The organism is Acetobacter aceti, from assembly GCF_002005445.1.
In the GTDB taxonomy this organism is placed as follows: Bacteria; Pseudomonadota; Alphaproteobacteria; order Acetobacterales; family Acetobacteraceae; genus Acetobacter; species Acetobacter aceti_B.
Genome location: NZ_CP014692.1, coordinates 12,225 through 31,857 on the forward strand (window position 1 = coordinate 12,225; position 19,633 = coordinate 31,857).

General features: G+C 55.9%; 18 protein-coding genes, 1 tRNA gene and 3 pseudogenes. 13 read left to right on the plus strand and 9 right to left on the minus strand.

What is annotated here, in order from left to right:
* The first annotated feature begins 152 nt into the window (after window positions 1-152).
* Both A0U92_RS00065 and A0U92_RS00070 read left to right on the plus strand, forming a co-directional pair.
* Window positions 153-956 (plus strand): glucose 1-dehydrogenase, encoded by an 804-nt coding sequence (locus A0U92_RS00065; protein ID WP_077814159.1) that lies wholly within the window; start codon window positions 153-155, stop codon window positions 954-956.
* Complete coding sequence (locus A0U92_RS00070; protein WP_077811446.1) at window positions 949-2,217, plus strand: AGE family epimerase/isomerase; 1,269 nt, start codon at window positions 949-951, stop codon at window positions 2,215-2,217. Before A0U92_RS00065 ends, A0U92_RS00070 begins: the two co-directional genes overlap by 8 nt.
* A gap of 197 nt (window positions 2,218-2,414) precedes the next feature.
* On the opposite strand, the gene folD is transcribed toward A0U92_RS00070, so the two are convergent.
* The gene (gene folD / locus A0U92_RS00075; RefSeq protein ID WP_077811447.1) at window positions 2,415-3,386 is read right to left on the minus strand and encodes a bifunctional methylenetetrahydrofolate dehydrogenase/methenyltetrahydrofolate cyclohydrolase FolD; all 972 of its coding nucleotides are present in this window, start codon (window positions 3,384-3,386) and stop codon (window positions 2,415-2,417) included.
* Between the two features lie 60 nt (window positions 3,387-3,446).
* Between folD and A0U92_RS00080 the strand changes: the two genes are divergently transcribed.
* From A0U92_RS00080 to A0U92_RS17585, 3 genes and pseudogenes are all read left to right on the plus strand, one after another.
* Window positions 3,447-4,562, plus strand: a complete 1,116-nt coding sequence (locus A0U92_RS00080) for a threonine aldolase family protein (RefSeq protein WP_077811448.1) — start codon at window positions 3,447-3,449, stop codon at window positions 4,560-4,562.
* A 236-nt stretch (window positions 4,563-4,798) separates the two neighbouring features.
* Window positions 4,799-5,074: pseudogene (locus tag A0U92_RS18075) on the plus strand (transposase); the annotation flags it as partial.
* A pseudogene (locus A0U92_RS17585) lies at window positions 5,071-5,436 on the plus strand (transposase family protein); the annotation flags it as partial. The pseudogenes A0U92_RS18075 and A0U92_RS17585, both read left to right, overlap by 4 nt.
* A 262-nt stretch (window positions 5,437-5,698) precedes the next feature.
* Here A0U92_RS17585 and A0U92_RS00090 read toward each other — a convergent pair.
* The 5 genes from A0U92_RS00090 to ahcY form a co-directional block, all read right to left on the minus strand.
* Entirely contained in the window at window positions 5,699-6,046 is a 348-nt protein-coding gene (locus tag A0U92_RS00090; protein ID WP_077811450.1) for an ArsC family reductase, read from the minus strand.
* An 85-nt stretch (window positions 6,047-6,131) separates the two neighbouring features.
* Entirely contained in the window at window positions 6,132-6,944 is an 813-nt protein-coding gene (locus A0U92_RS00095) for a sulfotransferase family 2 domain-containing protein (RefSeq protein WP_077811451.1), read from the minus strand.
* Between the two features lie 44 nt (window positions 6,945-6,988).
* A complete protein-coding gene (locus tag A0U92_RS00100) occupies window positions 6,989-7,714 on the minus strand; it encodes a glycosyltransferase family 25 protein (RefSeq protein WP_077811452.1) in 726 nt (241 codons plus the stop codon).
* A 397-nt stretch (window positions 7,715-8,111) separates the two neighbouring features.
* Window positions 8,112-8,486 carry a DUF3597 domain-containing protein gene (locus tag A0U92_RS00105; protein ID WP_077811453.1) on the minus strand — a complete coding sequence of 125 codons (375 nt, stop codon included), beginning with the start codon at window positions 8,484-8,486 and terminating at the stop codon, window positions 8,112-8,114.
* Between the two features lie 80 nt (window positions 8,487-8,566).
* Window positions 8,567-9,868 carry an adenosylhomocysteinase gene (gene ahcY / locus A0U92_RS00110; RefSeq protein ID WP_077811454.1) on the minus strand — a complete coding sequence of 434 codons (1,302 nt, stop codon included), beginning with the start codon at window positions 9,866-9,868 and terminating at the stop codon, window positions 8,567-8,569.
* A 151-nt stretch (window positions 9,869-10,019) separates the two neighbouring features.
* Between ahcY and A0U92_RS00115 the strand changes: the two genes are divergently transcribed.
* Together A0U92_RS00115 and A0U92_RS00120 are read left to right on the plus strand one after the other, a co-directional pair.
* A complete protein-coding gene (locus A0U92_RS00115; RefSeq protein ID WP_077811455.1) occupies window positions 10,020-10,235 on the plus strand; it encodes a hypothetical protein in 216 nt (71 codons plus the stop codon).
* A 6-nt stretch (window positions 10,236-10,241) separates the two neighbouring features.
* Window positions 10,242-10,940: a helix-turn-helix transcriptional regulator gene (locus tag A0U92_RS00120; protein WP_077811456.1), complete on the plus strand. Its 699-nt coding sequence runs from the start codon at window positions 10,242-10,244 to the stop codon at window positions 10,938-10,940.
* Between the two features lie 105 nt (window positions 10,941-11,045).
* On the opposite strand, the gene A0U92_RS00125 is transcribed toward A0U92_RS00120, so the two are convergent.
* The gene (locus A0U92_RS00125; protein ID WP_077811457.1) at window positions 11,046-12,305 is read right to left on the minus strand and encodes a 3-phosphoshikimate 1-carboxyvinyltransferase; all 1,260 of its coding nucleotides are present in this window, start codon (window positions 12,303-12,305) and stop codon (window positions 11,046-11,048) included.
* A 229-nt stretch (window positions 12,306-12,534) separates the two neighbouring features.
* On the opposite strand from A0U92_RS00125, the gene A0U92_RS00130 reads away from it, so the two are divergent.
* Entirely contained in the window at window positions 12,535-13,224 is a 690-nt protein-coding gene (locus A0U92_RS00130; RefSeq protein WP_077811458.1) for a sulfotransferase family 2 domain-containing protein, read from the plus strand.
* A gap of 62 nt (window positions 13,225-13,286) precedes the next feature.
* Here the strand turns inward: A0U92_RS00130 and recA are convergent, their stop codons facing one another.
* Both recA and ppa read right to left on the minus strand, forming a co-directional pair.
* Window positions 13,287-14,312 (minus strand): recombinase RecA, encoded by a 1,026-nt coding sequence (gene recA / locus A0U92_RS00135; RefSeq protein WP_187668899.1) that lies wholly within the window; start codon window positions 14,310-14,312, stop codon window positions 13,287-13,289.
* Between the two features lie 760 nt (window positions 14,313-15,072).
* Window positions 15,073-15,597: an inorganic diphosphatase gene (ppa, locus tag A0U92_RS00145; protein WP_077811460.1), complete on the minus strand. Its 525-nt coding sequence runs from the start codon at window positions 15,595-15,597 to the stop codon at window positions 15,073-15,075.
* A gap of 132 nt (window positions 15,598-15,729) precedes the next feature.
* Here ppa and A0U92_RS00150 point away from each other — a divergent pair.
* From A0U92_RS00150 to A0U92_RS00170, 5 genes and pseudogenes are all read left to right on the plus strand, one after another.
* Window positions 15,730-15,803: transfer RNA gene (locus A0U92_RS00150), tRNA-Ile, on the plus strand.
* Between the two features lie 96 nt (window positions 15,804-15,899).
* The gene (gene ettA / locus A0U92_RS00155) at window positions 15,900-17,579 is read left to right on the plus strand and encodes an energy-dependent translational throttle protein EttA (protein WP_077811461.1); all 1,680 of its coding nucleotides are present in this window, start codon (window positions 15,900-15,902) and stop codon (window positions 17,577-17,579) included.
* 314 nt (window positions 17,580-17,893) lie between these two features.
* Entirely contained in the window at window positions 17,894-18,439 is a 546-nt protein-coding gene (locus A0U92_RS00160; protein ID WP_077811462.1) for a GNAT family N-acetyltransferase, read from the plus strand.
* Window positions 18,440-18,659: 220 nt separating this feature from the next.
* Window positions 18,660-19,052 (plus strand): PhzF family phenazine biosynthesis protein, encoded by a 393-nt coding sequence (locus A0U92_RS00165; protein ID WP_257788169.1) that lies wholly within the window; start codon window positions 18,660-18,662, stop codon window positions 19,050-19,052.
* Between the two features lie 33 nt (window positions 19,053-19,085).
* Window positions 19,086-19,556 (plus strand): annotated as a pseudogene (locus A0U92_RS00170) (IS5 family transposase); the annotation flags it as partial.
* Window positions 19,557-19,633 lie beyond the last annotated feature (77 nt).

Genomic DNA, 19,633 nt, shown 5'->3' on the forward strand with positions numbered 1-19,633 from the left:
TGTGCCACTCACAATAATGCGAGACTGCTTTGTCGCAACCATTCCATCAGAAGCCCGTTCTCCTCGTGACCGAGTAACACTCACAGGAGATTTTCGTGGCGATTACCATTCCACCACAAAGCCAGGATCATCAGCCCGGTGTTGAAGGCAAAATGAAGCCTCTGGCCGTTCATATCAGCCCTGACTACAAGGGTAGCGGCAAGCTTGCTGGCAAAAAAGCACTCATAACCGGTGGTGACAGCGGCATTGGCCGGGCTGCGGCGCTGCATTTTGCGCGTGAAGGTGCGGATATCGCCATCGTTTATCTTGAAGAGCATGAAGACGCCAGGGAAACCGCCCGTCTGATCGAGGCGGAGGGACGTAAGGCTGTTCTCATTCCCGGTGATGTCTCCTCCAGCACATTCTGCAATGAAGCCGTCGAGAAAGCCGTTTCCCAGTTGGGCAGCCTTGATGTTCTCGTCAACAATGCCGGCGTGCAGTATGTCAGCAACGATCTGACTGACATCACAGATGAGGTCTGGCAGCGGCATATGGATGTCAATATCAACGGCTATTTCTATATGGCCCGCGCTGCTCTGAAACATCTGAAAGCCGGCGCATCGATTATCTCCACCTCTTCCATCAATGCCTTTGCCGGCAACAAGTCTCTGGTGGCTTACACCACCACCAAGGCAGCAGAAATGGGCTTCACGAGAGCGCTGGCTCTCCAGCTCGCAGAGAAAAAAATCCGGGTGAACGCCGTGGCGCCGGGTCCGATCTGGACACCACTGCAACCGGCAAGCTGGGGGCCGGTCGATCCGCAGGAAGTGGCTGATCTGGGCAAGAGCACGCCTATGGGACGTATTGGCGAGCCAAGCGAGATGGGGCCAGCCTATGTCTATCTGGCCTCGGAAGATTCCTCTTACGTGACTGGCCAGACGCTCCACGTCAACGGAGGCATGATCATCAATGGCTGAGATGCTGCCTTCCCTGATGGTGCCAACGTCGAGCTGGCTCCGTCGCTCCGTGCATCGCCGCTGGCTGGATCATCAGGGATTGCGGCTCCTCGATTTTTCAAAACCGTCCCGCATGAAGCTGGGCTTCGGTCCGCTTGATGAAGAAGGGATGCTTACTCCCGGCGCTCCGCCGGACACCATTCTCACGGCCCGTATGACCCATGTCTATGCGATCGCCGCCATGCGGGGTGTGCCGGGCTGTCTGCCATTGGCTGAGCATGGTGTCGCGGCTCTCCGGGGTGGGTTGAAGGACAAACTCCACGGCGGGTGGTTCACTGCTTCTCCGGAAACCCTGAAAACCATTCAGGAGAAGCGGAAAGAAAACTATCTTCACGCCTTTGTCGCACTGGCGGCTTCTTCGGCGCATGTCGCGGGCGTTGCTGGCGCCAGCGCGCTTCTCAAGGATGCCGCGCATATCTGGGAAACCCATTTCTGGAGTGAGGAAGAAGGCGTTTTTCGGGAAAGTTTTGCCGCTGACTGGTCAGATGAAGAAAACTATCGTGGCGCAAACTCCAACATGCACTCGGTGGAAGCCTGCATGGCGCTGGCTGATGTGCTCGATGCTCCCATCTGGAGAATACGCGCCCTACGGAGCGCCGAGCGTTTCATCCATCATTTCGCGCGTGAAAACGGCTATGCGGTTCCGGAACATTTCGACCGGAACTGGAAGCGTCTTGATGACTTCAACCATGACAGGCCAACGGACGATCTGCGTCCTTTCGGCATGACGCCGGGGCATTTCGTGGAATGGTCGCATCTTCTGCTCAAACTGGAAGCCGCTTTATTGCGTCAGGACGGGCATGCGCCATTCTGGCTGCTGACCGACGCGATCGGGCTGTTCAACACCGGCATGAAAGCAGGCTGGTCACGCAACGGAACGGGTGGGCTGCTGTATACTGTCGATTTCCAGCTTGAACCTGTTGTGCAGAACAAGCCGCACTGGTGTCAGGCCGAAGCGCTCACTGCGGCAGCCGCCCTGCTGAAACGGACGGGTCAGGCTCCTTATGAGACGTGGTACCGGAAAATATGGGATTTCATCGATCTGCACATGATCGATCGGAAAAAAGGTGGGTGGATTCAGGAACTGGATGCGGACAATCATCAGTCTGAAGTCGTGTATCCCGGCAAGGCAGATCTCTATCATGCATGGCAGGCGACATTGAATCCGCTCCTGCCGCTGTCACCCAGTTTCGCGACGGCTATCTCGGAGCTGGACGGCTAATTATGTCTTTTGCAAATATTGATGGGGTAGTTTTCAGGGCTTTGCCCCGAACCCTACAAAGGGACACGGTCCCTTTGATCCCACTTTGTTAAAACAGAATAGGTGTGAAGGGATCAGTGATCCCTTCTAGGCGCAAGGTAGAGCCCTGCTGACATTGGCACTGACAAAACTTAAAAAAGGTTGTCTGATTCATGGCCTCAGTAAGGTAGCCAGTTCTTGTCGCCGCTTTCCTTACAGGCCTTGTCACCGATACTCATGCGGGCGGCCTTCAACGTATTCCGCAGCAGGCAGGCGATGGTCATCGGCCCCACACCACCCGGAACCGGCGTGATGCGGCCCGCAATCGGTGCGACCTCGTCAAAGTCCACATCGCCGACCAGTCTGGTCTTTCCGCCTTCTGTCGGAATCCGGGTGATGCCGACGTCAATGACCGTTGCGCCGGGCTTCACCCAGTCCTTTTTCACCAACCTGCTGTTGCCTGTCGCGACAACCAGAATATCCGCCGTGCGGGCAACAGCCGCCGGATCGACCGTGTCGATATGACAGATGGAAACCGTGCAGCCCTCATTGAGCAGCAGCAACGCCATGGGCTTGCCGACCAGATTGGAGGCGCCGATGACGGTGGCGTTCAGTCCGCGCAGATCGCCGAGTTCTGATTTCAGCAGCATCAGGCAACCGAGCGGTGTGCAGGGGATGATGCCCGGCAGCCCGGTCATCAGACGCCCGGCATTGACCTCACCAAGACCATCAACGTCCTTGTTCGGAGCGATGGCGTTGGTGACACGGAACGGGTCGATATGCTTCGGCAGCGGCAACTGAACGAGGATGCCGTGAATCTCCGGGTCTTCGTTCAGACGTTCGATCAGATGCAGCAGCGAGCCTTCCGATGTTGTCTCCGGCAGCATGTGCATGAAAGAGCGCATGCCGACCCGGTGAGTCTCCAGCGCCTTGTTCCGCACATAGACTTCGCTCGCGGGGTCGTTGCCGACCAGCACCACAGCCAGCCCCGGTGTCACGCCGTGCTTTTCGTGAAAGGCCTTGACTTCGTCGGCTGTCCGCTGGCGCAGATTTTTCGCAAAGGCCCTGCCGTCAATTAGGCTGGCACCTCCATTTTCCCCGGCGCCTCCCGTGGAACCGCTGGCTGTTTCTGACGCTGTCTTTTCGGACATTGGGCTTGGCCTTCCATGGGTGCTAGAATGGACGGGTCGTATCAAAAGGCAGGAGGCGACATGGAACAGACCGCTCAGACACCGCCGCTCAGTGACACGTTACCGGATGACGACACTGGGTCGCAGCGTATACGCACGAACTTCATGAGCGACAATGTGGGACCGGTCTGTCCCGAGATTCTCGCCGCCATCACCGCCGCGAATACGGGCGACGCCCCGGCTCATGGTGACGATGCATGGACCGCCCGCCTTCAAGCCCGTGTATCCGAAGTCTTCGAGGCCGAAACGCGGGTTTTCCCCGTCGCAACGGGTACGGCGGCCAACGGCCTCGCCCTTGCGGCCCTGACCCCGCCATGGGGAGCGGTCCTGTGCGATGAAAGTTCGCATATTTTCCGCCGGGAATGCGGTGCGCCGGAATTCTTCACAAGCGGAGCAAAACTGTGCCCGATTCCGTCGGCTGAAGGCAGGATGCACACGGGGCTGCTGTCCCGCACAATCGCCGATCTTCAGGCCGGCGGACAACGCCTCAGCAGACCCGCCGCCCTCTCACTCTCTCAGGCTACTGAATGGGGGACCGTCTATACGATCGAACAACTGGTCGAACTGACGATTCTGGCGCATGACGCGGGCATGGGGGTGCATATGGATGGAGCCCGCTTCGGCAATGCTCTGGCGCATCTGGGCTGTTCGCCTGCGGATGCAACGTGGCGCGCCGGTGTGGATATTCTCTCGCTCGGTGCGACCAAGAGCGGTGCTCTCGCCGCCGAGATGGTGGTGATCTTCGACACGACGCTGGCGGAAGACATGGAGCGACGTATCAAGCGCGCCGGTCATCTCTGGTCCAAGCAGCGCTTCATCAGCGCGCAGATTCTGGCATGGCTGGAAAACGATCTGTGGCTGCATAACGCACGTCAGGCCAACGAGATGGCGGGTCGCCTCGCCCGCGGTCTCCTTCGCCATCCCGGCGCGCTGCTGCCGTTCGACACGCAGGCGAACGAGGTCTTCGCCATCATGCCTGAGCTTCTGGTACAGGGGCTTGAGGCTGCCGGCTACATTTTCCTTCGCAGGACCGCGCCTCCGGGTGTTGAAGGCACGCTGGTGCGTTTTGTCACGTCTTACGATACGCAAGCCGCCGATATTGATGCGTTGCTTGAGACGCTGGCGTCCATAGAATAACGGGCGATCCATCGGCTGGATGGTACCCGACCGATGGAGCAGGGTGTATTTTTATCTGCCGGAAAAAGATACGGAAAGCCCTTTTTCAAGGGTGTGTAGCTGCCTGACCTGATAAAGTTTTCGGGTATCGTCTTTTTTCAAAAAAGCTCCACCAGAAATTTTTTGATGATTTACACGGGATTTTTCAGAGCAAGATTTTTACCATCTGTATCCTATGCTGGTCTGTCTGTGCCTCCGGGCATTGGCAAACCACGACGTTCACCGACGGGTTGCGCCTGTCCGGCATGACTGCGACGATGATGCTGGATCGCCCGATGACCGGCGGATGCTTCGCCGCCTACGCCCGCAAGGTGCCTGCTCCAACGCTTCTGCCTGCACACATAGAGTGTTGAAGGGTGGGAGGCAGCGGTGCCCGCCTGCTGTCCCTGCCGCCCTACAGTCCCGACTTCAACCCTGTCGAGAACATCTTCGCCAAGATGAAGGCATGGATCAGACGAATGGCGTCCAGAACCCGAAGACGGTTGCGAAGTGGAAGAAGCGCACTGCGGTCGGTGATTTGCCGACCGGCCCCAAAGACGCGCATTCGACGGTGCCGGGCATTGAGGATGAGGCGATCATCGTTGCTTTCCGCCGTCACACGCTGCTGCCGCTGGGCGGTTGCCTCTACGCGCTCAAGGCGACGATCCCGCACCTGACGTGATCATCCCTGCATCGCTGCCTGCAACGGCACAGGATCGGCCGACTGTCCGACGCCGAAGGCGACAAGCCAAAGCGCTCGAAGTTCAAGACCTATCCGATCGGCTATTTTCATATCGATATCGCTGTGGTCCGCACCGAAATGGGCCGCCTCTCCCTTTTCGTGGCGATCGATCGGGTTTTATCCAGATTCCACCAATAAAAAAATCATATTTTGTCTGGGAGGGCATATAAAAATCCCCGCTTCCGAATTTTCGTAAAATGCGATTTTTGTTTCGGCCCATAACCTCGACAGCTGAAGTCAACCCGTAAGAAAATGGGGAATCGCTTTGCACCCGCCATGGTGACGGGCGGACATGTATTTACTTAACTCGTCAAAGCAGGGATCGTTCCCGGACAGGCATGATTGCCTGAAATGGCATGCAACGCAGGGAGGTTACTCAGTTCCTGAAAAAATCAGCATATTTTTCGGGTTTGAATCCTACGATCAACATTGAGGTTTCCAGAACAGGACGACGAATCATGGACGGATTGGCAATCATGAGCTGAACGGCTTTTTCTTCAGTCAGATCAACCCTGTCTGAGTCCGGCAGCTTTCGGAATGTCGTACCGGAACGGTTGATCAGTTCTTCCCAGCCCACTTTTTTAATCCAGTCGAGCAGACGGGAACGATCCACGCCTTCCTTTTTGTAATCATGGAACGTGTAAGCAATGCCATGCGCATCCAGCCAGGCCATCGCCTTTTTCATTGTGTCACATGATCTAATTCCATACACCGCAACGGGCATCACTCACTCTCCCTGAAATGGAAAGATGAAAATTAAGGTCTATAAAAAATTTGTAAATTGTCTGTCCAGGAAATTGCATCCCGCATCAGGAGGAATACAGCTCCTGCCGTAGCTTCCGAACTTCTTCTGTAAGATGAGAAATCAGGAAATCTTTTGTGCTGTGACGAACAAACCGCTCATAGGCAGGGGCCGCGGCCGCATAACCATTCCACTCCCCCCCACACAGTGGGTCCATGAGCAGAGCATCAAAACCTGTTGGAACGTCCTCATCGTCTGATAGTGGGGTATAACCGAAAAGAGCGTAGTCCCGCCGGTAAAATCTCATAAGAAGCGCCTTCATCTTCTGCTCGACGTCAGCAGGAACGCTTTCCGTCTGCGATGTCGGCATGGGAGGCAGAGTATCCACAGCCTTGAAAAAATCGTGACTCATGCCAGCGATCATTCCCACAGCTCTCAGATCTTCCGGCAGGGATTCCGTGCGTACGACAAAATCGGCATATCTCTTGTTGCCAAGATGTGTGAAACGAAATTGCGGAATAAAGTGAATATAGCGGGGGTCATATGAAATCCGCACCTCATCGAGTTCGTCAAGAACTTTCAGCGCATCCCGTTTTCCATGCTGGGTCATGTGTTCTTTCAGGGAGCTTGCAAACCGGGTCCAGGGATCACGAACAACCGATATGACCGTGTAGGAACGAATTTGTTTCCATTCTTCTGTCTGACTCAGAATATGGAGCGGAATATGCGCCTGATCTGTCCATGCCCCTGTTCTGGTCTGCCATGCCCAATCCCACCATGGTCCTGCCGCTGCGATTGATGAAAACGCTTGCCTGAGCGCTTTCCCACCACATTTTGGCGTGTGAAGAATCAGGGCTCTGTCATTTTCAAGCAAGATCATCCTACAGTCCCACCAGCCGATTGACGCATTACGGTTTCAGCTTGTCATGAATGAATGATTGTCGATTTCGCGTTTTCATTTCTGGAGATGCAGAGAGAGGGAAAACAGCAAAAAGCGTCTATTTTCTCATAATGATGGCACATGACATGATCGAGCGATGTATTACGCAGCGTCTCGTTGGTCCTGAGATACCAGTATTCGGCATTCTGGAGCGGTAGACAGAGATCCAGCAGACGACGGGCTCCTCTGGGTGATATGGCGTAGCCACAGATTCCCAGAGCCTTGAACAGCTTGAAGGGTGAGGCGCTGACCGGACGACTGCGATAGCGCTCCACGCCAAGACGCATCAGGGTCTGGTTGAAGTTTGCGACGCAATAGGTGACGCCAGGCAGCACATCAAAGACAAGATTGACGTCATAATTATAACCCCAGAGAACAATGTCCCATTCATCTCCAAGAGTTTTTATGATTCTCTCGGATTCCTCCGGAAAATTGCGGCTTAGAATAGCGTCATCTTCAAAAATCGATACCGGCTGATCGTTTTCCACGACAGCATTCCACAGCAGAATGTGGGAAAGCGCCGAGCCGACGGCTCCCCGGGTGTAGCAGAGGTCAGGAGCAATGAGGCCCGCTGACTTTAATTCCTGCATATCGAGTGTCTGACCATCTATCGCACTGAAACGTCCGATCCCTGCAATGGAACTGTTGAACTGACAGAAGCTGTCGTAACGGTCCACGTCGCAGTCACGATTGATCACCAGAAGTTTCATATGCCTCGACACCCGAAAATCTTTTCAGGCCGATTTTTAGCGCCGGATATTAAAGACACTTCTAAAGATCAGGCAGATATTACATTTTGTTTCAAAACATTATGAATCGATAATTTTCTATTGCTACCCTGAATGACGAAAGAAGTCTCCCGTTTCGCCTCGATTGATTTTATAGGAGAAATCCTGGGCCGTACAGGCTGGTCTCAGCTCCGCTCCGCACCAGCAAGAGAACACGGGCCTTTCATCAATTCACTTAAGAAATCAGGATCAAAGGAAGTGTGTCCCTTTATGGGATTCGGGACAAAGCCATGAGAATCCACCACCATGGATTTTGCAAACACCAATAAAAAAGGAGGACATACAGCCCCCCTTCGTACTTCATCGAAGTTCTGGAAAATCAGAAACCGGCAGGCAGTTTGCCACCGTTTTCCGCCAGCTTCTGACGGACTTCCTTGATGAGCCATACATTCATTGTGGCCGAGTCGTTCTGGTCGCCCGTATATTTCAGCTCTGTCGCCAGCTGCTTGCGGGCATCAAGAGAGCTGTCGAGACCGAGCAGCTTGAGCAGGTCGACAATCGACTCTTTCCAGTTCAACTGCTGGCCGGACTTCGCAGCAAGAGCCGTCAGAACGGCATCGACATCAACCGGAGCCGCCGGAGCCGCAGAACCCGTTGCCGGAGCCGAGGTCGCTGACGTTGTTGCGGCAGCGTCTGGCGTCGCAGCCTCAGCGTGACCGAAAATGGCGGAAACGATTTTACCGAAAATGCTCATGAGAGAACTCCCTCTCCGGGTTGCATAAGACGTAGCGGGCGCGGCTCCCGCCTTTCAGCGGGAAACCACACTCGGGCCAATCAGTATCGGTATTCTTCGTGCTTGAAGGGACCATTGACCGGCACACCGATATAATCGGCCTGCGCCTGACTTAGTTTCGAAAGCTGCGCGCCAACTTTGGCCAAATGAAGGGCGGCGACCTTTTCGTCGAGCTTCTTGGGCAGCGTGTAGACCTTCGCCTCATACTGACCCGGCTTTGCCGTCCACAGCTCGATCTGGGCGAGCGTCTGGTTGGTGAAGGAGGCCGACATCACGAAGGACGGATGACCCGTGGCGTTGCCGAGGTTCACCAGACGGCCTTCCGACAGCAGGATCAGGCTTTTGCCGTTGGAGAAGATGACCTCGTCCACCTGCGGCTTGATGTTGTCCCACTTGAAGTTGCGGAGCGCACCGACTTCGATCTCGGAGTCAAAGTGACCGATGTTGCAGACGATGGCGCGGTGCTTCATCTCGCGCATGTGCTCGAGACGGATCACGCCCTCGTTGCCGGTCGCCGTCACGAAGATGTCGCCACGCGGTGCGGCCTCTTCCATCGTCACGACCTCATAGCCTTCCATCGCCGCCTGCAGGGCGCAGATCGGGTCGATTTCGGTCACGAGCACGCGGCAGCCGGCGTTGCGCAGGGAAGCGGCGGAGCCCTTGCCCACGTCGCCATAACCGGCAACCACGGCAACCTTGCCAGCCATCATCACGTCGGTGCCGCGACGGATCGCGTCGACAAGGCTCTCACGGCAGCCATACAGGTTGTCGAACTTCGACTTGGTCACGCTGTCATTGACGTTGATCGCCGGAACCTTGAGCGTGCCTTCCTTCGCCATTTTCCACAGACGGTGAACGCCGGTGGTCGTCTCTTCGGACAGGCCGCGCACGTCCTTGAGCAGCTCGGGGAACCTGTCATGCATCATGACGGTCAGGTCGCCGCCGTCATCGAGGATCATGTTCGGCGTCCAGCCGTCCGGTCCCGTGATGGTCTGCTCGATGCACCAGTCGAACTCCTCTTCGTTCAGGCCCTTCCAGGCGAAAACGGGGATGTTCGCGGCAGCGATCGCGGCGGCGGCGTGATCCTGGGTCGAGAAGATGTTGCAGGACGACCAGCGCACGGTCGCACCGAGAGCGGTCAGCGTTTCGATCAGCACGGCAGTCTGAATCGTCATGTGCAGGCAGCCGGCGATACGCGCGCCCTTGAGCGGCTGGCTTGCGCCATACTCTTCACGCAGCGCCATCAGACCGGGCATTTCGTCCTCAGCCAGAGAGATTTCCTTGCGGCCCCACTCTGCGAGAGAAATGTCCTTGACCTTGTAGTCTGTGAATTCTGCGCTCATGTGATGTCCTGTTCAAAGGGTAAAGCTGGCTTCCTATACAGACTGAACGGCTGTCATGCCACCCGGAGCGAACGCATGGGCCACATTGCTGACTGATTGGGCGGACCGATTGGCTGTTGCGAAATGCCTCCGGATTACGGACATTCACTTCATGTGGAATGAACCCTATCTCGAAACATGCTGCCGGTCGGCGCTGCATCGCCTCCACCTTTCCGGCGGACATGGACGACCGCACGGGCTGAAGGACGAGCCCTGTCTCGAGCGGCTGACCCGCAAGGGGCTGTCCTGCGTTGGGGAGGACGCACGCTTTCACATCACGCCTGACGGAGAAGCCCGCCACCGCTCCGAGATCCTGAAAAAGACCTGAAAAAAAATGACAGAGGGACAGACCCGCTCCGCAGATCCTTCCGCACCTGAGGCCGAGGGATTTTGGGGGGCCATTGATCGGCTCGCCGCGGAGAAAGGCTTCACATCATCAGGACTGGCGCGCGCCGCCGGACTTGATCCCACGGCGCTCAACCCCTCCAAGCGTCATGCGCCTGACGGCCGGGTACGTCTGCCCCGCATGGAGACCCTGCTGGAACTGCTGCGGACAGTCGGGGTGTCGTGGCGCGAATTCTCATTCTATCTGGATGACAGCGCGGGACGCGGCCAGAAACGGGGACTGGTGGAACCTGCACGGGCATCGACTGCCGGGCGGATAAAGGTTGTCGAATTTTCCCGGCTCGGCCCGGCAGAGCTGTTTGACCGCGCCCATCTGCCCATCCCCCATCTCTGGGCGGAAGTCAGCTCTCCCTTTGCGGACACCGGACCGCATGATTACGCTATCCGGCTAGATACTGCGGTTTACGAACCGTCTTTCAGGCGAGGCAGCCTGCTGCTGGTCAGTCCGGCGAGCATGATTCACAAGGGAGATCGGGTGCTGTGCTGTGCCCCGGCACCGTTCATCGCCATTGCAGACCAGAACGGGAAGACCGGCTGGACTGTGAGACTCTTCGTCAGCGGAGAAGCTGTCTCCATTCCGACCGGTTCAGCGTATGCGGTTCACAGGGTGACAGCGGTTACATTGTGAATGAACCTGCCTATGAAGATTTTCTGACAGCTTCAGCAGGCGTCACCTTGAAGAGACTTCTCTGCACATACGAAACCTGAATGCAGTATGTGAGGTCAGCCGCCGTCACTCGCTGACCAACAGCACGCCAAGACTTTCCAGCGCCTCCCAGTAGCCGGGATAGGTCTTGCCCACGCAGGCCGGGTCCAGAATGGTGATGCCATCAATCTTCAGCCCTGCCAGCGCGAACGCCATGGCGATACGATGATCGGAGTAGGTTTCAATGCGGGCAGGAAGAAGCTGGCCTGTCAGTGACGGATCGCCATTCACGATCAGATCATCCGCTTCTTCTCGAGCCAGCCCGGCGCGGATCCGGTTCAGTTCGGTCGACACCGCGGAGATGCGGTCGCATTCCTTGACGCGCAGGTTGCGTATCCCGACGAAGCGTACGGGCGTGGCGTTGAATGCGGCCAGCACGGCCAGGGTCGGGACAGCGTCCTGCATCTGCGACCCGTCGATTTCGGCGGGCATATGCGGGAAAAGCGCGATCATGCCGAAGGCTTTTGCATCGGGCTGGGAAAAAGACTCCGGAGCAAGCCCCACATCGATCTTACCGCCTGTCAGGGCTGCTGCGGCCCAGAGATAGGTGGCGGCGGAGGCGTCTGGTTCAATCCGGAAGCCAGTCGCCCTGTAGGGCGATGGCGTGACATGCCAGCTCATCTCTTCACGCTGTTCGACCATGCCACCGAAAGCTTTCATGGCAGCGACAGTAAGATCGACATAGCCCCGTGCGTCGAGACTGCTTCCTTCCAGCACAACGTCTGTCGGCGCGTCGGCACGTCCGGCGGCCATCAGAATGGCGGAGATATACTGGCTGGAAAGGCCGGCATCGATCGTCACCTGCCCGCCGGAAAGATGCCCGGTGCCCTGCACGGTGACAGGTGGACAGCCGGTTGGTGCTGAAATGGTGACACCCAGAGAGGACAGGGCCGCGATCAGCGGCGCGATCGGACGCTTCTGCATGTGGGCGTTGCCGTCAAGAATGACCGGGCCATTCACGTAGGGCGCCGCAGCCGTCAGAAAACGGACAGCCGTTCCGGCATTCCCGAGGAACAGGGGCTCTGACGGGGCGGCGAACGTGCCGTTACCCTTCACGACAAAGCTGGTGTCCGACGGTTCTTCGACGCTGACGCCCATCAGGCGGAGCGCCGCCGCCATATACAGTGTGTCATCGCTTTTGAGAGCGCCGGTCAGATGGCTTTCACCGTCAGACAGGGCTGCGAGCAGCAGGGCGCGGTTGGTGATGGACTTCGATCCGGGCAACTCGATCTGGCCATTCAGTGGACCTGCGGGTGGAGTGATGCGGAGTGCGGATGCGGCGACCATGAGACCTCTGCCTTGTAGCTGACAGGGGTATCTAACACACAAGGGCGGGTCTGTCTGAGGGGAGGGCGCGGGATAAAAAAGACGGTCAGGGGGCAGGGGAGTGGTAATGATTTGACATCTTTTGTAGAGAAATGAAGGATGTTTCCTGATCAGATTTTGGTTTTTATTAATTGATCAATGTAAAAATAAAATTATTAAATCAGAACTGAAATGTTTATGGAAGCATTAAATGATAATTAGTGAGAGAAAAGGTTTTGCTTTTATCCACAATCCAAAATGTGGTGGAACAAGTGTAAGAAGCTGTTTGCTGAAATTCGATACAATAAATGATTTTTTCTGGCATATCAGTACAACAGATGATGGAAAATCTTTTGACAGAGCGCATATTCCAATGGTTTACCTGAGAAGGTATTTTAAAGAATATTACAATTTGCTGGATTCTCTTTTTGTTTTCATGTTTGTTCGTAATCCCTATGAAAAATGCATATCAGCTTTCAATCAGGTTACGAATTCAGAATTTCTGAAAGCAGTGGAGCGCAATGAAGGAAGTGCTCAATCTGGAGCTAAAGAGACATATGTACATGAAATAAATTCGTTTATTATGCGACTTGATGAGAAAGTCATAAATGGATGTTATCCAGAGTATGTGCATTTTGTAAGACAATGTGATATGGCTTATGTTGGAAGTAAAAGAAAAGCCGATCTTATTCTTAAGCTTGAAATTTTTTATTCAGAAATTGAAAAACTTTCTTTTTTCAGTAGGGATCTTGCTCTGTTGCTTAAAAATGCAGGAAGAGAAAACGAAAGACCCAGGTGGTTTAATCGTATTGAGGATGTCCTCTGGTCGGATACAATTAAAAAAATAAACAGTCTATACGAGGATGATTTCTGCTTATTCGATTACGACAGAATTCAGTGATCGACTGAAAAAGTTCCGATGTCAGAAAAAATTTCTGACATCGGGAGAAACATCCTGCAAACTCAGTTCTCTTCGCCCTCGTCCGGGCCGTCCATCATGGCTTCGGCCACCACGCCGGCCTGTTCACGAATGCGATGTTCAATGGCATGCGCCATTTCCGGATGTTCGCGCAGGAAGTTCTTGGCGTTTTCACGGCCCTGACCAACACGCTGGCTGTCATAAGAGAACCATGCGCCGGATTTCTCAACCACACCGGCCTTCACGCCGAGGTCGATCAGTTCACCCATCTTGCTGATGCCTTCGCCATACATGATGTCGAACTCGACCTGCCGGAAGGGAGGGGCCATCTTGTTCTTGACCACTTTCACGCGGGTCTGGTTGCCGACGACCTCATCCTTGTCCTTGATGGACCCGATACGACGGATATCCAGACGAACGGAGGCATAGAACTTCAGGGCGTTACCGCCTGTTGTCGTCTCCGGATTACCGAACATCACGCCGATTTTCAGACGGATCTGGTTCAGGAACACCAGCAGCGTGTTGGAGCGTGAAACGGTGCCCGTCAGCTTGCGCAGCGCCTGGCTCATCAGACGGGCATGAAGACCGACATGGCTGTCGCCCATATCGCCTTCCAGTTCCGCACGCGGCACAAGGGCGGCGACACTGTCGACCACCAGCACGTCAACCGCCCCCGACCGAACCAGCGTATCAGCGATTTCCAGCGCCTGCTCACCGGCGTCCGGCTGGCTGATCAGCAGATTGTCCACATCCACGCCCAGCTTGCGGGCGTAACCGGGATCAAGGGCGTGCTCGGCGTCAATAAAGGCGCAGGTGCCGCCCTTTTTCTGGGCTTCGGCAATGATGTGCAACGCCAGCGTCGTCTTGCCCGAGCTTTCCGGGCCATAGATCTCGACGATACGTCCACGCGGCATGCCACCGATGCCCAGCGCGATATCAAGACCGAGCGAACCGGTCGAGATCGCGTCCGCTTCTTCTTTCGGACGTTGTCCGAGGCGCATGATCGACCCTTTGCCGAAAGCACGCTCAATCTGGCTCAGCGCCCCTTCAAGGGCCTTCGTCTTGTCCATGTCCATTCCTCGAAACCCGTTTCCACCTCTCGTCGCGCCCATGAGAGCGAACAGCGATGGTTCGTCGGGTGTGATAATCGCACTGAGTGACGAGTCTGTCACAAGCCTGACCCTTCCCGCAACGTGCGGCATGGGAATAATCCATGTTCCGCATATGTTCCAGAATTTGTTCCTGTAAAGACGTTCCTGCAGAAAATCCGCAGTCGGTTCGACATAAACGCCTCGTTAAGAATTTGTTCGCGTTTGTTCTCTTCTGGAACAAAAACGGAACATAGGCAAGGAAAAACGCGGATTCGAGCTGTCAGATGCGAAAGAAATTCATACAAAGATCACCGGTCTGGCAATCATGAACAGGAAACCGGTTTGCGGGGATGTCACTGCTGGCTGAGCAAAGCGCGTGACGAATTTCTGGCGTGAGCCGCCACCCTCCATTCCGACAAATAAATCGTGCGGAAAACTCGGACAGAGCCATATGCGCGGATATTCTGCTGTCGACCAGATGAACCGACAGGCAGGCGCAAGCGTGGAACAAACTTCAGGATACAAAACGAGGCTCCGGCCTGATCCCAGAAGTAGAACGCGGGCTCTTTACTTTTTGCTTTAACAAGCCGGGATCAAAGGGACGGTGTCCCCTTTGCAGGGTTCGGGGCAAAGCGCTGAAAACCACCCCGACTGGATCTGCAAACTCGACAAACATAAAAAAACGCCCCGCCTCCAAACCGGAAGCAGGGCGTTTTCAGTCACCGAAGCGCAAAAAACATTACTTCTTGGCGGCCTCAAGGGATGCCTTGATGATCTCGCCGGCGCGGGCCTTGTCGCCCCAGCCCGTGACCTTGACCCACTTGCCCTTCTCCAGATCCTTGTAGCGTGTGAAGAAGTGCTCGATTTCCTGAATCAGGATCTCGGGCAGGTCTTCGATCTTCTCGACCTTGGAGAACTGCGGGTGGATCTTGTCGTGCGGCACGCACAGGATTTTCTCGTCCTGTCCGGCCTCGTCCTCCATCAGCAGCACGCCGATCGGACGGGCGCGGATCACGCAGCCCGGAACGACATTGCGCGGTGTCAGCACCATTGCGTCAGCCGGGTCACCGTCGGCGGCCAGCGTGTTGGGGATGAAGCCGTAAGCTGCCGGGTAGGCCATCGGCGTGAACAGGAACCGGTCCACGAACAGCGCGCCGCTTTCCTTGTCGATCTCGTATTTGACCGAAGACCCCTGCGGGATCTCGATCACGACGTTGATGTCGTTCGGCACATCTTTGCCGGGAGAAAGTTTCGAGACGTCCATCGTGCTGCTCCATAATGGATAAATTGCTGGCGGAGCCTAACCCTGCACCGCTTTCTTGCCAAGACGGTCACATTTCCTTGCACGGAACGCTTGCAAAATGGGTTGGGTTGCGCGAATTGATGAGCCGCCTGCGCGCCCGTAGCTCAATTGGTTAGAGCGGGCCGCTCATAACGGCTTGGTTGCGGGTTCAAGTCCTGCCGGGCGCAGGCGTCTCCATCGGCTGGGTGTGAACCTGCCCGACGTTCGCCCTTTCTGGCCATCTCAGGGCCGGTCCTTCCATTCCTGTCACGGAGTTTCGTCTCATGGCGTCATATCAATATGTCTATGTGATGAAGGATCTGACCAAGTCCTATCCGGGCGGTCGTGAAGTCTTCAAGGGCATCACCCTGTCCTTCATGCCAGGCGCGAAGATCGGTGTTCTCGGTGTCAACGGCGCCGGTAAATCGACCCTGCTCAAGATCATGGCCGGGATCGACAAGGAATATGGCGGCGAGGCCTGGGCCGCCGAAGGTGTGAAGGTCGGCTACCTCGAGCAGGAACCGAAACTCGACCCGAACCTGACAGTCGGTGAGAATGCCGCTCAGGGTTTTGGCGAACTGAAGAAGGCGGTTGACCGCTTCAACGAAATCTCCGCCAGATTTGCTGAACCGATGGACGAGGACGAGATGACCTCCCTTCTCGCCGAACAGGCCGATCTTCAGGAGAAGATCGACGCCGGTGACGGCTGGGAACTCGACCGCAAGCTGGAAATCGCGCTTGACGCGCTGCGCTGCCCGCCCGCCGACAGCCCGGTCGAAAAGCTCTCAGGCGGTGAGCGCCGTCGCGTTGCGCTCTGCCGCCTGCTGCTTGAAAAGCCTGATCTGCTGCTGCTTGACGAACCGACCAACCATCTCGACGCCGAGAGCGTGGCCTGGCTCGAAAAGACCCTGCGTGACTACGAAGGCACCGTCATGGTCATCACCCATGATCGTTACTTCCTCGACAATGTGACCAACTGGATCCTCGAAATCGAGCGCGGTCGCGGCTATCCGTTCGAAGGTAATTATTCCTCCTGGCTGGAACAGAAGCGCAAGCGTCTGGCGCAGGAAGAGAAGGAAGAGAGTGGCCGCCAGCGCGCCCTCGCCGCCGAGCAGGAATGGATCGCCTCCAGCCCGAAGGCCCGTCAGGCGAAGAGCAAGGCCCGTATCACCAAGTACGAAGAACTGCTGGCCAAGAGCAACGAGAAGGCGAACGGCACGGCGGAAATCGTCATCACCCCCGGCCCCCGTCTGGGCAATGTGGTGATCGAGGCAGAAGATCTGTGCAAAGGCTTTGGTGACCAGCTTCTGATCGACAAGCTGAACTTCAAGCTGCCGCCGGGCGGTATTGTCGGTGTGATCGGACCGAACGGCGCCGGTAAGTCCACACTGTTCAAGATGATCACCGGGCAGGAGCAGCCGGATGGCGGCAAGCTGACCGTCGGCGACACGGTTGAACTGGGTTACGTCGATCAATCCCGCGACAGTCTCGATGACAACAAGACCGTCTGGGAAGAAATCTCGGGCGGCACGGATGTCATCTATCTCGGCAAGCGCGCGGTTGCGTCTCGCGCCTATGTCGGCGCGTTCAACTTCAAGGGCGCTGACCAGCAGAAGAAGGTCGGCATCCTGTCGGGCGGTGAGCGTAACCGCGTTCATCTTGCGAAGATGCTCCGCAAGGAAAGCAACGTCATCCTGCTGGACGAACCGACCAACGATCTCGACGTGGACACGCTCCGCGCGCTGGAAGACGCGCTGGCCGAATATCCGGGCTGCGCCGTGATCATCTCCCATGATCGCTGGTTCCTCGATCGCCTCGCCACGCATATCCTCGCCTTTGAGGGCGACAGCCATGTCGAATGGTTCGAGGGTAACTTCCAGGCCTATGAGGAAGACAAGAAGCGTCGTCTGGGTGATGCCTCGGTCGAGCCAAGCCGCATCAAGTATCGTCCGCTGGCGCGATAAACTGCATTCGGGAGGGGGCATTTTGCGGGGCGTTGCCCCGTGCCCCACAAAGGGACACAGTCCCTTTGATCCCGACTTGCTTTTGCAGTCGTGCAATAAAACTAGGGTTTTATTCATGATAATTTTGTGTGGGTCTTAAAGTCTACTCACAAAAACCCTTTATGAATTAACAAAAAGTTTTTGGTAAAGCTTTTTTCAAAAAGCTTAAAAGCACTCAGCCCTTTCAAAGCCAACCCGACAAAAAAGCAGACAGCGAAACTCCTGCTGATTTCTGTTTTACAAACTCACTTCAGGGTGTTTCTGATAGATCATCCATGAGCCTGCATATTCTCCGCACCGCCCGCCTCACACTGACGCCTGTTTCATGGCGCGACATGGAGGACATTGCCCGCCTCAAGGCGGATGGCGGCGCGTTCGCCATGATGCTGGGCGGCGTGCGCAACCGCCAGCAGGCTGAAGCGGAAATGGTGTCCGACATTACCTTCTGGGCAAAACACGGCACAGGCATGTTCGCCATCCGTGAGAACGGACAACTCATCGGCATCACTGGCGTGCATGAACGGCCTGATGGGCGGGGTGTCGCCCTCAGGTTCGCCATTTACCCCTGGGCGGCCGGACGGGGGCTTGCCCGGGAAGCGGCGGCGGCGGCGCTCCGTCATGCTCATGCTGCGGGCTTTTCCCGTGTGGTGGCCGTCGCACGTGACAGCAATATTGCTTCCCGCAAGGTTCTGGGAGGCATCGGCATGCGGGTATGTGAGCACTTCATGCGGGGCGGACATGAGATGCTGGTATTTGAAAGTGTAGTCCTCCAAGGTACAGGCTCCTCCCCTGAAGCGGACAGGGGAACACGCGCGCTATAGTTTCACCGGGTGGAATCCAGACGGTTTTTCAAAAGTTTTATAAACCGATTCAAACTGGAAACAGCCATATCGCGGGGCGTTGTCCCAGCTTCCATAAAGGGAGACAGCCCCTTTGATCCCGATTTGCAGTTCAAAATAAACAGAATTTTTAGTGGGGCTTTTTTCAAAAAGCCTCCAAACAATGTATCGGGATCAAACAATATGATACCGCGTTTTCAGGATTGGGGACGTATTTTCTTCCATGCCCTTCAAGGGTAACCCTGTTGCTGTGGTTCTTGATGCTGAAAATCCGGAAACGGCAGACATGCAGGCCATTATTGCCCGCTGGACCAATCTGTCGGAAACAACTTTCCTTCTACCGCCAACACGCCCGACCGCTGCATACAGACTTCGGATTTTCACCCCTGGAAGTGAACTCGCATTCGCGGTGCATCCTACGCTCGGAAGCGCTTTTGCCGCATTGCAGGCAGGTTGCATCCAATCCCACAACGGCAGGATTGTTCAGGAATATGGAGCAGGATTGATCACTATCAAAACGACAGAAGATAAATTTTTTCTTGAGTTACCTCAGTGTCTGACCGGAAATGAGTTGAGTGATTTCAGCGGGTTATGATTCATGGGTTTGCGAGAACCTGACGAGATCAGGATGGTCTGGACTGAAATCACCCGAGATCAGTATCAAAGGGATGATCTGGAATATGCAAGCGACCTGCGCGATGCGGAATGGGCGCTGATTGCGCCGCTGATGCCCGAGAGGAAACGACTGGGCAGACCACGACGTACGGATCTGCGCCGGGTCATGGAGGCGATCCTCTCTATCGTCACCACGGGCTGCCAGTGGCGGCGACTGCCCCGACACTTTCCCGCCTTCACGACCTTACTGGGCTATTTCTACCGTTGGATGCGTGCGGGACGATGGGAAACCATGAACCATATTCCCGTGATCCTGTCGCGTGAGCAGGACGGACGGGACGCCACGCCTTCAGTGGGCACCATCGTCAGCCGATCGGTTAAAACCGCTGGAAATGGCGGCCCACGCGGTTATGACGCGGGCAAGAAGATCTGGGGCAGCAAGCGGCATATCGCGACCGACATGCCGGGTCATGTCGTGGCGGCTGGATACAGAACAACAGGGAGCAGGTTTGGTCGATGTGTAGGATGACAAGGAAAAGACAGGAGAGGCTACGGCAGACA